At 61.3% G+C, this 13,758-nt stretch carries 13 protein-coding genes; 7 read left to right on the plus strand and 6 right to left on the minus strand.

Annotated elements, in window-relative coordinates; genetic code table 11:
• Window positions 1-128 precede the first annotated feature (128 nt).
• The gene (locus WNY61_RS11210; protein ID WP_342851526.1) at window positions 129-1,685 is read left to right on the plus strand and encodes a bifunctional metallophosphatase/5'-nucleotidase; all 1,557 of its coding nucleotides are present in this window, start codon (window positions 129-131) and stop codon (window positions 1,683-1,685) included.
• Between the two features lie 167 nt (window positions 1,686-1,852).
• Entirely contained in the window at window positions 1,853-2,266 is a 414-nt protein-coding gene (locus WNY61_RS11215; protein ID WP_342851527.1) for a VOC family protein, read from the plus strand.
• Between the two features lie 67 nt (window positions 2,267-2,333).
• Here the strand turns inward: WNY61_RS11215 and WNY61_RS11220 are convergent, their stop codons facing one another.
• Together WNY61_RS11220 and WNY61_RS11225 are read right to left on the minus strand one after the other, a co-directional pair.
• Window positions 2,334-2,681, minus strand: coding sequence for a hypothetical protein (locus WNY61_RS11220; RefSeq protein ID WP_342851528.1), 348 nt, complete (start codon window positions 2,679-2,681; stop codon window positions 2,334-2,336).
• 90 nt (window positions 2,682-2,771) lie between these two features.
• The gene (locus WNY61_RS11225; protein ID WP_342851529.1) at window positions 2,772-3,671 is read right to left on the minus strand and encodes a LysR substrate-binding domain-containing protein; all 900 of its coding nucleotides are present in this window, start codon (window positions 3,669-3,671) and stop codon (window positions 2,772-2,774) included.
• A 97-nt stretch (window positions 3,672-3,768) separates the two neighbouring features.
• On the opposite strand from WNY61_RS11225, the gene WNY61_RS11230 reads away from it, so the two are divergent.
• Both WNY61_RS11230 and WNY61_RS11235 read left to right on the plus strand, forming a co-directional pair.
• The gene (locus WNY61_RS11230) at window positions 3,769-4,992 is read left to right on the plus strand and encodes an acyl-CoA dehydrogenase (protein ID WP_342851530.1); all 1,224 of its coding nucleotides are present in this window, start codon (window positions 3,769-3,771) and stop codon (window positions 4,990-4,992) included.
• A 75-nt stretch (window positions 4,993-5,067) separates the two neighbouring features.
• A complete protein-coding gene (locus tag WNY61_RS11235) occupies window positions 5,068-7,242 on the plus strand; it encodes a thiamine pyrophosphate-dependent enzyme (protein WP_342851531.1) in 2,175 nt (724 codons plus the stop codon).
• 176 nt (window positions 7,243-7,418) lie between these two features.
• On the opposite strand, the gene WNY61_RS11240 is transcribed toward WNY61_RS11235, so the two are convergent.
• The 4 genes from WNY61_RS11240 to WNY61_RS11255 are packed head-to-tail and all read right to left on the minus strand — an operon-like array spanning window position 7,419 to window position 11,508.
• On the minus strand, window positions 7,419-8,651 hold the full coding sequence (locus WNY61_RS11240; RefSeq protein ID WP_342851532.1) for a mandelate racemase/muconate lactonizing enzyme family protein: 1,233 nt from the start codon (window positions 8,649-8,651) through the stop codon (window positions 7,419-7,421).
• Window positions 8,652-8,674: 23 nt separating this feature from the next.
• On the minus strand, window positions 8,675-9,517 hold the full coding sequence (locus WNY61_RS11245) for an NAD(P)-dependent oxidoreductase (protein ID WP_342851533.1): 843 nt from the start codon (window positions 9,515-9,517) through the stop codon (window positions 8,675-8,677).
• A 12-nt stretch (window positions 9,518-9,529) separates the two neighbouring features.
• Complete coding sequence (locus WNY61_RS11250; RefSeq protein ID WP_342851534.1) at window positions 9,530-10,309, minus strand: HpcH/HpaI aldolase/citrate lyase family protein; 780 nt, start codon at window positions 10,307-10,309, stop codon at window positions 9,530-9,532.
• Window positions 10,306-11,508: an FAD-binding oxidoreductase gene (locus WNY61_RS11255; protein ID WP_342851535.1), complete on the minus strand. Its 1,203-nt coding sequence runs from the start codon at window positions 11,506-11,508 to the stop codon at window positions 10,306-10,308. The genes WNY61_RS11250 and WNY61_RS11255 overlap by 4 nt, the downstream gene beginning before the upstream one ends.
• A gap of 240 nt (window positions 11,509-11,748) precedes the next feature.
• On the opposite strand from WNY61_RS11255, the gene WNY61_RS11260 reads away from it, so the two are divergent.
• The 3 genes from WNY61_RS11260 (at window position 11,749) to WNY61_RS11270 (ending at window position 13,701) form a co-directional block, all read left to right on the plus strand.
• The gene (locus WNY61_RS11260) at window positions 11,749-12,297 is read left to right on the plus strand and encodes a sigma-70 family RNA polymerase sigma factor (RefSeq protein ID WP_342851536.1); all 549 of its coding nucleotides are present in this window, start codon (window positions 11,749-11,751) and stop codon (window positions 12,295-12,297) included.
• On the plus strand, window positions 12,294-12,986 hold the full coding sequence (locus tag WNY61_RS11265) for an anti-sigma factor (protein WP_342851537.1): 693 nt from the start codon (window positions 12,294-12,296) through the stop codon (window positions 12,984-12,986). The genes WNY61_RS11260 and WNY61_RS11265 overlap by 4 nt, the downstream gene beginning before the upstream one ends.
• 160 nt (window positions 12,987-13,146) lie before the next feature.
• Complete coding sequence (locus tag WNY61_RS11270) at window positions 13,147-13,701, plus strand: fasciclin domain-containing protein (protein ID WP_342851538.1); 555 nt, start codon at window positions 13,147-13,149, stop codon at window positions 13,699-13,701.
• The last annotated feature ends 57 nt before the right edge of the window (window positions 13,702-13,758 follow it).

The raw sequence follows: 13,758 nt of genomic DNA on the forward strand, positions 1-13,758 counted from the left end.
CTTCTGATGCCCGCCGGGCGGCGCGGGGTCAAGACCTTCAGGCTGACCATAGGGCAGGCGATATGACCTTTGACACGGGCCGAACCCCACGCCACGATACCGGCATAACAACCAACAGGGGAACTATCATGAAACGATTCCTGACTGCGACCGCAGCACTGGCGCTGACCAGTGGCATGGCGGCGGCTGAGTATAACCTCACCATTTTGCACACCAACGATTTCCATGCGCGTTTTGAGCCTATCAGCAAATATGACGGCCCTTGCGGTGCCGAAGACAACACAGCAGGCGAATGTTTCGGCGGCTCTGGCCGTTTGATGACCGCGATCACCGAGGCGCGCGAGCGTGCAGGCAACAGCATCCTTGTGGATGGGGGCGACCAGTTTCAGGGCACGTTGTTCTACACCCAGTACAAAGGCGCACTGGCCGCCGAGATGATGAACCAGATGGGCTATGACGCGATGACTGTGGGCAACCACGAATTCGACGATGGCCCCGAAGTGCTGCGCGGCTTTATGGACGCCTTGGAATTTCCGGTGCTGATGTCCAATGCCGATGTCTCTGGCGAGCCGCTTCTGGCCGACAAGCTGGCCAAGTCGACCGTGATCGAAAAGGGCGGCGAACAGATCGGCTTGATCGGCCTGACGCCCCAAGACACGCATGAGTTGGCCAGCCCCGGCGACAACATCACCTTCTCTGACCCTGTGGCTGCCGTGCAGGGTGAGGTCGATCTGCTGATTGCTAAGGGTGTGAACAAGATCATCGTGCTCAGCCACTCAGGCTATGGCGTTGACCAGAAAGTCGCAGCTGAAACCACCGGGGTCGACGTGATCGTCGGCGGCCACACGAACACGCTGCTCAGCAACACGGACGAGGGTGCTGAAGGGCCGTACCCCACCATGGTGGGCGAAACTGCGATCGTGCAGGCCTATGCCTATGGCAAATTCCTTGGCGAGTTGAATGTGACCTTTGACGATGAGGGCAACATCACCAAGGCCGAGGGTGAGCCGCTGATCATGGACGCTGCCGTGACCGAGGATCAGCCCACCGTTGACCGTATCGCCGAAGCCGCCAAACCGCTTGAGGAAATCCGCAACCGGGTGGTGGCCGATACAGCCGAGGCAATCGACGGTGAACGCGGCAGCTGTCGCGCGCAGGAATGCTCAATGGGCAACCTTGTGGCCGATGCGATGCTTGACCGGGTGAAGGATCAAGGTATCGACGTGGCGATTGCAAACTCGGGCGGGCTGCGTGCCTCTATCGACGCGGGCGAAGTGACGATGGGCGAAGTGCTCACCGTGTTGCCGTTCCAGAACACACTGTCGACCTTCCAAGTCACCGGCGCACAACTGGTTGAGGCGCTGGAGAACGGCGTGAGCCAGCATGAAGAGGGCGCAGGGCGCTTCCCGCAAGTGGCTGGCATGTCCTTTGCCTTCGACCCTAAGGCCGAAGCTGGCAGCCGGATCAGCGATGTGATGGTCGCAGGTGCGCCGATTGATCCTGAAAAGACCTATGGCGCCGTCTCGAACAACTACGTTCGCAATGGCGGCGATGGCTATGCGATGTTCAAAGAGGCCGATAACGCCTATGACTACGGCCCCGATCTGGCGGATGTCACGGCAGAGTATCTGGCGAAGGATGGGACATATAAACCCTATACCGATGGTCGGATCACCATGAAGTAAAACGGGGTCAAACCTGATTTTTTAGGGGCGCGTCCGATTTCGGACGCGCCCTTTTCTTATGCGGGGCTGGCGGCCCTTGGCCCCTTGTCTTCGATCTGCGGCGCGGGTCGTACTTGCACCTTTGTGCCCGCAAGATACACAGGCGGCAGATAAACAGGAGACCACCAATGCTCACCCCGTTCCACCTTGCCTACAACGTCCGTGACCTTGACCAAACCCGCACCTTTTATGGCGATGTGCTGGGCTGCACCGAGGGCCGCTCGACCGAGACTTGGGTCGATTATTCCTTCTTCGGGCATCAAATTTCGATGCATCTGGGAGAGCCTTTCGCCACGCAGGCCACCGGGAAGGTCGGCGAACATATGGTGCCGATGCCGCATCTGGGCGTTGTCCTGCAGATGGACGATTGGAAGGCGCTGGCCGAGCGGCTGAAGGGCGCAAAGGTCGATTTCGTGATCGAGCCTTCGCTGCGTTTTGAAGGCGAGCCGGGAGAGCAGGCGACGATGTTCTTCCGCGACCCGTCGGGCAACCCGATTGAGGTCAAAGGTTTCGCGGATATGGAACGTGTCTTTGCTCAGTAAGGTGGATCGCTAAAACGACAAAGCCCCGCAGCATGGCGGGGCTTTGGTCTTGCGCGAGGCTGCCGCGTTACTGCGTGACAGGCACGTCGAAACTGATCGCCCCTTCAAACTCGGTGTTATCTGATGTTTGGCCCCTAAATGTGGTGGGGGTCTCAGCGGTGATATCGAGCGTATAGCTGCCGTTCACAGGGATTGCGCCGCTGGTCCAAGCTTCTGCGTCGCCGGTGACCGTGTGGCCGCCCGTGGCATTGTTGGTGAAAACCACCTGATCGCCCGGTTGCACGTGCGAAACTGATGGGAAATAGGCACCGTCAACGATCAGCACATAGCGGGTTTCGGCGCTTGCGCCGGTGGCCCCGAAAACACTTATGGCTAGGGCCAGAGCACCAGCGCTTTTACGATATGAACTTAGCATGATCTGCTCCTCAAAGTCGCCCGACGCGGGCGGATTGGCCGCTTCAGTATAGGGTGAATGCGGCATAACTTTGGCCGTCTTGGGGTCGGTTTAATCGGTCGCCACTGCTTCGGCTTGCTGGGCCAGCCATGCGCGAAAGGACGCAAGAGCGGCGGTTTCATCCCGATCTTCGGGCCAAACAAGATAGTAGTTGCCGATGCTCTGGGTGGTTTGCGAGGCCGCCAGCACCAATTGACCATCCCGCAGGTAGGGGCGCGCGAAAAACGTCGGCAACAGCGCCACGCCCAGCCCGTGGATTGCTGCCTGCGCCATGGTTGAAAATTGGTCAAACATCATCCCGCCCGGCGGCTCATCGGTCACACCCAGAGACGACAGCCAGCGCGCCCATCCGCGCGGGCGGGTCTCCAGATGCAGCAGCGGCAAGTGGCGCACGTCGCGCGCATCCTCCAGCGGTTCGGCCAGCAAGTCAGGCGCGCAGACCGCCACCACCGTTTCCGGCAGAAGCGGCAGGTAGCGCACGCCGGGCCAGTCTTCATGACCAAAATGAATGGCGGCGTCGAAGCGGCTGCCCGCAAAGGCAAAGGGATGCAACCGGGTGGAGAGGTTCACCGTCACCTCAGGATGCGCCCGCGCGAAATCGCGCAGCCGTGGGGCGAGCCAGTGCATCCCAAAGGCGGGCAGGATCGCCAAATCAAGCGTGCCACCGGTGGGGTTGGTCCGAGCCGAGACCGAAGCCTGCGCCAGCCGGTTCAGGATATCGCGCACCTGCGTGACATAGTCCAATCCGGCCTGAGTGGGCGAAAGCCGCCGCCCCTGCCGGATCATCAGTGACACGCCCAGCTGATCCTCTAGCGTCTTGATCTGACGGCTCACCGCGCTTTGGGTCAGGTTCAGCTCCTGCGCTGCTGCCGTGGCCGTGCCAAGCCGCACTACCGCCTCAAATGACAGTAAGGCCGAGATCGACGGTAAAAAGCGGCGCGGGGCGATCATATGACTTTTTCTCATGAACTCAGGACAAAGCAGCGATAGAGTTCGCCGCGCCAATTTGCAATACTGCCGCAAATTACCTCACCCGAAAGGATGCCTCATGACTGCCGAAGCCCCCAAGCTGCGCGCCAAAGATAAACCCGATCTTGGTACTTTTGACTGGGAGGATCCCTTCCGCCTTGACAGCCAGTTGACCGAAGACGAACGCATGATCCGCGACTCCGCCCGTGCTTATGCACAAGAAAAGCTGCAGCCGCGCGTGATCGACGCTTTCGCCAACGAAGAAACCGACGCGGGCATCTTCCGTGAGATGGGTGACATGGGCCTTTTGGGCGTCACCATCCCCGAAGAATACGGTGGCTTGGGCGGCAACTATGTCTCCTACGGTCTGGTCGCGCGCGAAGTTGAGCGGGTCGACAGCGGCTACCGCTCGATGATGTCGGTTCAGGCGAGCCTCGTCATGTATCCGATCTATGCCTATGGCTCGGAAGAGCAGCGCCAGAAATATCTGCCGAAGCTGTGCTCGGGCGAATGGATTGGCTGCTTTGGTCTGACCGAACCTGACGCGGGTTCTGACCCTGCGGGCATGAAGACCCGCGCCGTGAAAACAGCGAATGGCTACAAGCTGACCGGCTCCAAGATGTGGATCTCCAACTCCCCCATCGCCGATGTTTTCGTTGTTTGGGCCAAGTCCGAAGAGCACGACAACAAGATCCGTGGCTTCGTGCTGGAAAAAGGCATGAAGGGTTTGAGCGCGCCAAAGATCGGCAACAAGCTTAGCTTGCGCGCCTCCATCACCGGCGAGATCGTCATGGACGGTGTCGAAGTCGGCGAAGACGCGCTGCTGCCACATGTGCAGGGGCTGAAAGGCCCGTTCGGCTGTCTGAACCGTGCCCGTTACGGCATCTCTTGGGGCGCGATGGGCGCTGCCGAATTCTGCTGGCACGCCTCGCGCCAGTACGGTCTGGACCGCAAGCAGTTCAACAAGCCGCTGGCGCAGACACAACTGTTCCAGAAAAAGCTGGCGGACATGATGACCGAAATCTCGCTCGGCCTTCAGGGGTCATTGCAAGTGGGTCGTTTGATGGACGCCGCCAATGCTGCGCCTGAGATGATCTCGATCGTCAAGCGCAACAACTGTGGCAAGGCGCTGGACGTGGCGCGCATGTCGCGTGACATGCACGGTGGCAACGGTATCTCGGGTGAATTCCAAGTGATCCGTCACATGATGAACCTTGAGACGGTGAACACCTATGAGGGCACGCACGACGTCCACGCGCTGATCTTGGGCCGCGCTCAGACCGGCCTGCAGGCGTTCTTTTAAGAAACGGTTTGGGGGGATCACCTCCCCCCCCAACGCGCCTCCCTTGAGGCAAAATTTCAAATACCAAGAGGCCCCATGGACCGCGTTGCCATCGTTCATGAGAACTTCCTCCGTCGCGTTGCGGCGGGGGATTTTCCCGATTCCACCTCCGATAAAAAGGCGCTTGATCGTGCCGCGTTAGAGCAGCTTTACCGCGCGCAGGTGTTGAGCCGCGCGCTCGACCTGCAAAGCCGCGTGATGCAGAAAGAGGGGCAGGGTTTTTATACTATCGGCTCGTCGGGCCATGAGGGCATGGCGGCAGTAGCAGCGGCGCTGCGCGTGGATGATATTGCCTTCCTGCATTACCGCGATGCGGCGTTCCAGATTGCCCGGGCCGATCAGGCCGAGGGGCAGGACATGCTGCGCGATATGCTCCTGAGTTTCGCCTGTTCGGCTGAAGATCCGATCAGTGGCGGACGACATAAGGTGCTGGGCTCGCGGCCGCTGATGATCCCGCCGCAGACCTCGACCATCGCCAGCCATCTGCCCAAAGCTGTCGGGGCGGCGCATTCCATCGGCATGGCACGGCGGAACCGGCCTGAGCATGCGATCCTGCCGCGTGATGCGATTGCCATGTGCAGTTTTGGGGACGCCTCGGCGAACCATTCCACCGCGCAGGGGGCGATCAACGCGGCCTGTTGGACGGCGGTGCAGGGCGTGCCTTTGCCGCTGCTCTTTGTCTGCGAGGACAATGGGATAGGTATTTCGACCAAGACGCCGACGGGCTGGATTAAAGCCTCTATGTCCGCGCGGCCGGGGTTGAAGTATTTTGAGGGCGACGGGCTGGACCTGCATGCGGCATTCGCGGCAGCCAAGGAAGCGGCGGATTGGGTACGGGTGCATCGCAAGCCTGCTTTCCTGCACCTGCGAACCGTGCGGCTTTATGGCCATGCCGGGGCGGATGTGGCGACGTCTTATCTGCCGCGGGCCGAGGTGGAGGCGGATGAGGCGAATGATCCGCTGCTGCATTCTGCGCGGCTGTTGGTCGAGGCAGGGGTCGACGCTGCTGAGGCGCTGGCGATCTACCGCGACACTCAAGACGCCGTGGCAAAAGCTGCCGAGGATGTGGTCAAACGCCCGCGCTTGAAAACGGCATCAGATGTCATGGCGAGTCTCGTGCCGCCAGCGCGGGCCTGTGCGCCCAGCAACGGGCCGAGCGCGGATGCCCGGAGCGAGACTTTCGGCAGCGATATGGCGCAGATGGACAACCCGCAGCCGATGTCGCGGCTGATCAATTGGGCGCTGCACGATCTGATGCTGGCGCATCCTGAGACCATGTTGATGGGCGAGGATGTAGGCCGCAAGGGCGGCGTCTATGGCGTGACGCAGAAGTTGCAGGGCCGCTTTGGGCCGGGGCGGGTGATCGACACGCTGTTGGATGAACAGAGTATCTTGGGGCTGGCCATCGGCATGGCGCACAACGGATTTATCCCGATGCCCGAGATCCAGTTCCTTGCTTATCTGCATAACGCCGAAGACCAGTTGCGCGGCGAGGCGGCGACGCTGCCGTTCTTCTCGGACGGGCAATGGAGCAACCCGATGGTGCTGCGCATCGCGGGGCTGGGGTATCAGAAGGGCTTTGGCGGGCATTTCCACAATGACAACTCGCTGGCCGTGCTGCGCGACATTCCGGGGATTATCATTGCATGTCCGTCCGCCGGGGATGATGCGGCGATGATGCTGCGCGAGGCGCACCGTTTGGCGCGCGAGGAGCAGCGGTTGGTGGTCTTTGTCGAGCCCATCGCGCTCTACCCGATGCGGGATTTGTTGGAGGCCGGGGACGGCGGCTGGATGCGGCACTACCCGGCGCCGGACCAGCGGATTGGTTTGGGCGAGGTTGGTGTCACGGGCGACGGTGCCGACTTAGCGATCGTGAGCTATGGCAATGGGCATTATCTGAGCCAGCAGGCGGCGCATGATCTGGCCGAGCAGGGTGTCGCGGCGCGGGTGATTGACCTGCGTTGGTTGGCCCCGTTGCCGGATGAGGCGCTAATGGCCGCGATTGGGGATCGGCCGGTACTGATCGTTGACGAATGCCGCCGCACCGGCGGGCAAGCCGAAGCGTTGATGGCGCTGATGGCCGAGCGCGGGGTTAAGCGCTTTGCGCGGCTGACGGCGGAGGACAGTTTTATCGCGACGGGTCCGGCCTATGCGGCGACGTTGCCCTCTCGGGAGGGTATTGTTGCAGCGGCGCGGGAGTTGTTGGTGTAGATGAGGGCCAGCGCATGCCTGCGGGTCGGCGATCCGCGGGTGCCTTATGCCACTTTATAGTGCAACTTCGGTGCGCCTTCGCGAAGTTGCGCCAAGCCCCGCCAAATCGCCTACCCGGGGGGCGGGCAGGCGATGGCCCGGCGCCTGCGGCTTGAATCCGGGCCGGGTATGCGCGCCTAGTGGCTATCCGCTGGCGCGCCGCCCTGAAAATTGTTCCCTTTCACATAGTCGCAAGGCGCCTCGCGCATCTCCAGATGCAGCCCATCGCCTGTGTAGGGATGCGCGCGGGCAAGGTCTTCGTCCACTTCGATCCCCAGACCGGGCGCTTCGGGTGCGGTGATGAACCCATCCTCCACCCGGATTGACCCCTTGATCAGTTGATCGTGAAACGGCGTCTCAATGCACTCACACATCAGGATATTCGGGATCGCGGTGGCAAGCTGCACATTCGCCGCCCATTCCACCGGCCCGGCATAAAGATGCGGTGCGATCTGCGCGTTATAGACTTCGGCCATGGCTGCGATCTTCTTGGCCTCGGCAATGCCACCGACGCGGCCAAGCGCCGGTTGCAAAATCTCTGCCGCACCGGCGCGCAGCAGGGGCGCGAACTCGGCCTTCGTCGTCAGCCGCTCGCCCGTGGCCACGGGGATGCGCACGCCGCGCGCGACCTTGGCCATCTGCTCGGGCGCGTCTGGGGGGATCGGCTCTTCGTACCAGAGCGGGCTATAGGGCTCTAACGCTTGCCCCAGCCTGATCGCGCCCGCGGTGGTGAACTGCCCATGGGTGCCAAAGAGCAGATCGGCACGGTCGCCCACGGCCTCGCGGATGGCTTTGCAAAAGGCGACGGAGGTGCTGATATCCGACATCGCAGGCATATGCCCGCCGCGCAGCGTATAGGGACCGGCGGGATCGAATTTCACCGCCGTATAGCCCCGCGCCACGCAGTCCGCCGCCGATTCCGCCGCCATCTCGGGCGAGGTCCAGAACTCCGCCATATCGTGATGCGGTAGGGGGTAGAGGTAGGTATAGCCGCGCACGCGGTCATTGGTACGCCCGCCGATCAGCGCATGCACTGGGCGGCCTCGGTCTTTGCCCAAGATATCCCAACAGGCGATCTCTAGCCCCGAAAACACGCCCATCACAGTCAGGTCTGGCCGCTGGGTGAAGCCCGCGGAATAGGCGCGGCGGAACATCAGCTCAACATTCTCGGGGTTCTCGCCAAGCATATGGCGGGCAAAGACATCCTCGATCACTGCGCGCATCGCGTCGGGCCCGACGCTGGCGGCATAGCATTCGCCCCAACCGGTCACGCCCGTGTCGGTAATTACTTTAACCAGTATCCAATAGCGCCCGCCCCAGCCGGGGGCGGGCGGGGCCGTCACGATGATGTCGAGATCTTGCAGCTTCATGACGGTCCCTCCTCAGAGCCTGATCAGGTCTCTTTCTTGTCGTTGACGATGGTCATCTGTGCCAATCCGCTTTCGCCCAGATCGACCTTGGCGAAGGGGCCGCCGTGACACATCTGGCCGGGGTCGGTGATGTCGACCGGGCCTTCTTCGGCGAGCACTTTTTCGGCGAATTGCTCGGCGTTGTCCTTGGGGCGGTAGCCGAGGAAGGCCGCCTTGGTGTTGTCCACCGGGGCGCGGTCGTTGTTCGACACACCGTAGATCACCGAGAAACCGACTGAGGGCGTGTCAACGGCGCGGGTTACAAGCTGGATCAGATCGTCATACGACAGCCACGATCCAAGCGCGCGGGAGTTGTTGACCTGCGCTGCGCTGAGAATGCGCAGATGCACGGATTCAAGCTGGCGTTTGTCCCAATACATGGAGCCTAGGTCTTCGGTGAAGCATTTGGCGAGGCCGTAGAAAGTGTCGGGCTTGTGCGGGGCGTCGATGCCGATGAAATCGGATTTCTTATGCATCCCCACAGCGTGGATGGACGAGGCATAAACCACGCGGCGTGCGCCTGCCTGATAGGCAGCCTCCCAGACGTTGTAGGAACCGACGAAGTTTGGGCCGAGCAGTTCCATGAAAGGCTTCTCGTCCACGATGGCACCGAAGTGCACGACCATGTCGGCACCTTCCATCAGAGGAGCGATCTGATCATATTCAGCCAGATCGGCCTTGGCGTAGCGCTCGCCAGCGTAAAGCTTGCCGATGTCATCAGCAATGTCGGTGCTGACCAATTCTTCGCACATCGCGGCCAGTGGTTCGCGCAGGTAGGAGCCAAGCCGCCCGGCGGCGCCTGTCAGGACCAGTTTCTTAAATTTCATAATATCTTCCTCTCAAGTCTCAGAAATCTTGTCGCGTACTTGGGCGCGCAGCGCGTCGGCCCCTTTGGCCAAAAGACCAACGTCAGTCCCGCAGGCGACGAAACTAAAGCCCTCATTCAGCAGCGTTGCGGCGAAATCGGGGTCGGTGACCAACGTGCCCACTGGAATGCCCTTGTCCATTAGCAGCTTGGCGGCGGGGCGGATCACCTCCCAAACCTCGGGGTGCAGGGTCTGGCCCAAATGTCCCATGTCGGCGGCGATATCGGCGGGGCCAAAGAAGATGCCGTCGATCCCCTCAACCTCGGCAAAGGCGGCGGCGTTTTCCACGGCGGGGCGGGTTTCAAGCTGGATCAGGATCGCGGTCTGGTTCTCAACCTCGGTGTTGTAATCCTCGACCCGGCCAAACTGGTTGGCGCGGTTCAGCCCGGCCACACCCCGGATGCCGCGCGGCGGATAGCGGCAGGCGGCGACAGCAGCGCGTGCCTCGTCGGGGGATTGCACCATTGGAAACAGCAGCCCCGGCGCGCCGAGGTCCATCAGGCGTTTGACCTTGACCGCGTCGTTCCAATCGGGCCGCACCATCGCCGTTGTGTCGCTGCCCGAGAATGCCTGTAGCTGGCCCAGCACCGATTTCATGTCGCTCGGCGCATGCTCCATATCCAGCACTACCCAGTCATAGCCCGCATGGGCCACCACCTCGGCGGCATAGCCATCCGAGAGGGAGACCCAGAGGCCCAACTGCTTTTTCCCGGCGCGGATGGCCGTGAGGAATGTGTTCTCGGGGTGCTTCATATCACGGCCTTTTCGATAAATTTCTCCGACCGCGTGATGCGCCCGTAGTCCAATGGGGTGAGGTCCAGCGTGCGATAGGCGCCATGGGTGATCAACTCAGCCGTGCCGCGCCCGATGGCGGGGGCTTGCTGCAACCCATGGCCGGAAAACCCGTTCATAAAAACGAAGTTCTCGACCTTGTCGTGCCGCCCGGCAATTGCGTTTTGATCCACGGTGTTAAACGCGTAATGCCCGACCCATTCGTTGATCACCTTGACCCGCTCAAAGGCCGGGACGCGGGTGGCGATGATGGGCCAGACTTTCTCCTCCCAGATTGAATGGTCAAAGGTGAAATCATCATAGGCCGCGTCGTAGTCATCCTCCGGCGGGCAGCCTGCCATATAATACTTACCCTCTTGACGCATATGCACGCCGCTGGGGTCGATGGTCAGCGGCAGGTCCATCTCCAGCGGCTCGGCGGCGTCAAAGATGAAGGTGTAGCGTTTGCGTGGCACGACGGGCAGGGTGATGCCCGCCATCCGCGCCGTCGCCGCCGCGCGGGGGCCAGAGGCGTTGACCACCGTGCCGCAAGAGACCGTTGCGCCGGATTTCAGCGTCACCGCATCCACCGCGCTGCCTGCGGGGTTCAGGGTCATGCCCGTCACCTCGTCATGGATAAAGGTCACGCCCCGGCGCTTGGCCATACGTTTGAACCAGTCAAACATGGTGCCGCCGTCAAAATAGCCCTCGTTCACCGTGTTGTGGTTGCCCGCGATGACATCGTCGAGCATGTAAAACGGATAGCGCGCGGCGATCTCATCCTTGGTCATATGCTGGGTATGCGCACCCAGAGAGGCCTGAATGCTCTGCGCTTCGCGCAGGGTTTGGGCGAACTCGGGCGTGTCGGCAAGGTAGAGGTAGCCGAAGCATTGCAGCGCCAGTTTTGGCACCTCGGGATCGTCATGCATGAACTGGCGGAAGTTGCGGATGAACTCGGCCCCGAACTGCGAAATCTGGATGTTCACCGGCGCGGTGAACTGCTGCCGGATGCAGGAATTCGTGTGGCTGGTCGAGGCAAATTCATAGGTGGGGTCACGCTCCACCACCAGCACTTCGCCGTCAAACCCCGGCGTGTTGGTCAACCACCAAGCCAAGGCCGAGCCGTAGATGGCCCCGCCCACGATCACCACGTCATATGACGTCTCAAGCGCGTTTTGCATGCACAGTCTCCCTTTGCGCATTCCCCTCTGAATTGTGGGTAGCCTAAGCATCCAGAGCCTGCAATCTCTGTGAACGGCGGGGCGAATTTTCGTTTTTCCGCGATGGGTTGCGCGACTGCCCTAGGTTGGGGCAGGGTGGCATTCGAAAGATGCGGTTCTATTGCATCGTTGACTTTTGCAGCGGCTGTCGCACCATGATTGCTGTGCCGTAAAAGACATCACCGCCCAAAGGAGTGGCCCTTGGACAGCGACCGTGAAGAGATTGAGCGTCTGATTGCACAGGTTGCTTTGGGGGATCGTGCCGCCTTTGAGGCGCTTTATGATCGGGTGTCTGGGAAACTATTCGGGGTCTGCCTGCGTGTGTTGGATACACGGGCCGCAGCAGAGGACGCCATGCAGGACAGTTTCGTCAAAATCTGGAACCATTCCGACCGCTATCAGGCCAATGGCCTGTCGCCGATGACGTGGCTGATCACCATCGCGCGCAACACTGCGATCGATCGGCTGCGCGCGACCCGTAAGGGGCATCAAGATATCGACACGCCGGGGCTGGAACTGGCCGCGCCGGGGCCGAACCCTGAACAATCTGCCGTCGCTGCTTCTGAAGCCAAGCGCCTGACTGGTTGTCTGGATGATCTTGAGGCCGATCGGGGGGCTGCCGTCCGCGGTGCCTATCTTGATGGCGACAGCTATGCCGACCTTGCCGCGCGTTTTAACGTGCCGCTCAATACAATGCGCACCTGGCTGCGGCGCGGGCTGTTGAGCTTGCGGGAGTGTATGAGCGCATGAGTGACACCCCTATCATCCCGCCCGAAGACGACGATCTGCTGGCCGCTGAAATGGCATTGGGTCTGCTTGAGGGCGAAGACCGCGTGACCGCACGCGCCCGCCTTATGCAAGATCGCGCGTTTGCCCGCAGTGTGGCCGACTGGCAGGAACGTTTGGTCGCCCTGACCGATGATATCGCGCCAGTAGCCCCGCCCGCAAAGGCGCGCAAGTCACTGATGTCGCGGCTCTTCCCCGCGCGCCGCGTGCCTTTGATGCAGCGCCTCTGGCTCTGGCAGGGGCTTTCGGTTGCCGCACTGGCCACCGTGGCTTTCCTCGCCCTGCCAATGCTGCGCGAGGCACCGACGGAACTGCCGGGCGATGTCTATGCCACCCGCATGGCCGCCGAAGACAGTGCGCTGGAAATGCTGGCTGTTATGGACATGTCGCGCGGCGATATCGCGCTGCGCCGGGTATCGGGTAATGCACCTGATGGCCGCGTGCTGGAGCTTTGGGCCATTCTGCCGGACCGCGCGCCGATCTCTTTGGGCGTGTTGCCTGAGGGCGACGTGACCCGCGTGGCCTTGCCCGCCGATCTGGCTGCAGAGGCGGCACAGATCACGCTGGCCATCACCGACGAGCCGCCGGGCGGCGCGCCGGAAGGCGCCCCCACCGGGACCATCATGGCCGCCGGGGCCGTGGCCGAACTTTAAGACCCAAAGATGCCCATCTCAAACAGAGGTGGGCATTTTCCATTTCCATTACAAAACAATAAATTAGATGTTTTTTCGACCTTCCTGAAACTCCACTCCATCTCGCCTCGTGGGTTCATCATCGCCGCCCAAAACGGGAGGCATCTGAGGAGGAAACCCAATGATCAACTTCAAAACTTTCGCCGCCGCCACTGCCACTGCCGCTCTGCTGGCCACCGGTGCCATCGCTGCCAATCCACAGGTCGGCGGTGCGGATATGTTCGAGAGCAAGAACATCGTCGAAAACGCTGTGAATTCTGCCGACCACACCACGCTGGTTGCCGCTGTGAAAGCCGCTGGTCTGGTTGACACGCTGGCTTCCGAAGGCCCGTTCACCGTCTTCGCACCCGTCAACTCCGCCTTCGACGCGCTGCCCGCTGGCACCGTTGAGACGCTGCTGAAGCCCGAAAATAAAGAGATGCTGACAAAAGTACTGACCGCGCATGTTGTTGCTGGCAACTGGTCTGCCGCTGACATCGCCGCCAAGGCACGCGCCTCCAGCGATGGGTTCTACCATTTCGAAGCGGTATCGGGAGACGCTCTGTCGGCTCAGGTAAAGGGCAATAATGTCTATATACTTGATGAAAACGGCAACGCTTCACGTGTGACTATCGCAGATGTGAACCAGTCCAATGGCGTGATCCACGTTGTAAACAGCGTGTTGGTCCCCAAGTAATAGGCGACCCACACTGTGACGTCGGGCCAGCACCCCCATGTTGGCCCGGCACGACCC

It is taken from the genome of Sulfitobacter sp. AS92, assembly GCF_038900015.1.
GTDB lineage: Bacteria > Pseudomonadota > Alphaproteobacteria > Rhodobacterales > Rhodobacteraceae > Sulfitobacter.

What these genes read in the sequence shown, in the direction of transcription:
- WNY61_RS11210 (WP_342851526.1), top strand. Translation starts at nt 129, where the DNA reads ATGAAACGATTCCTGACTGCGACCGCAGCACTGGCGCTGACCAGTGGC.
- WNY61_RS11215 (WP_342851527.1), top strand. Translation starts at nt 1,853, where the DNA reads ATGCTCACCCCGTTCCACCTTGCCTACAACGTCCGTGACCTTGACCAA.
- WNY61_RS11220 (WP_342851528.1), bottom strand. Translation starts at nt 2,681, where the DNA reads ATGCTAAGTTCATATCGTAAAAGCGCTGGTGCTCTGGCCCTAGCCATA.
- WNY61_RS11225 (WP_342851529.1), bottom strand. Translation starts at nt 3,671, where the DNA reads ATGATCGCCCCGCGCCGCTTTTTACCGTCGATCTCGGCCTTACTGTCA.
- WNY61_RS11230 (WP_342851530.1), top strand. Translation starts at nt 3,769, where the DNA reads ATGACTGCCGAAGCCCCCAAGCTGCGCGCCAAAGATAAACCCGATCTT.
- WNY61_RS11235 (WP_342851531.1), top strand. Translation starts at nt 5,068, where the DNA reads ATGGACCGCGTTGCCATCGTTCATGAGAACTTCCTCCGTCGCGTTGCG.
- WNY61_RS11240 (WP_342851532.1), bottom strand. Translation starts at nt 8,651, where the DNA reads ATGAAGCTGCAAGATCTCGACATCATCGTGACGGCCCCGCCCGCCCCC.
- WNY61_RS11245 (WP_342851533.1), bottom strand. Translation starts at nt 9,517, where the DNA reads ATGAAATTTAAGAAACTGGTCCTGACAGGCGCCGCCGGGCGGCTTGGC.
- WNY61_RS11250 (WP_342851534.1), bottom strand. Translation starts at nt 10,309, where the DNA reads ATGAAGCACCCCGAGAACACATTCCTCACGGCCATCCGCGCCGGGAAA.
- WNY61_RS11255 (WP_342851535.1), bottom strand. Translation starts at nt 11,508, where the DNA reads ATGCAAAACGCGCTTGAGACGTCATATGACGTGGTGATCGTGGGCGGG.
- WNY61_RS11265 (WP_342851537.1), top strand. Translation starts at nt 12,294, where the DNA reads ATGAGTGACACCCCTATCATCCCGCCCGAAGACGACGATCTGCTGGCC.
- WNY61_RS11270 (WP_342851538.1), top strand. Translation starts at nt 13,147, where the DNA reads ATGATCAACTTCAAAACTTTCGCCGCCGCCACTGCCACTGCCGCTCTG.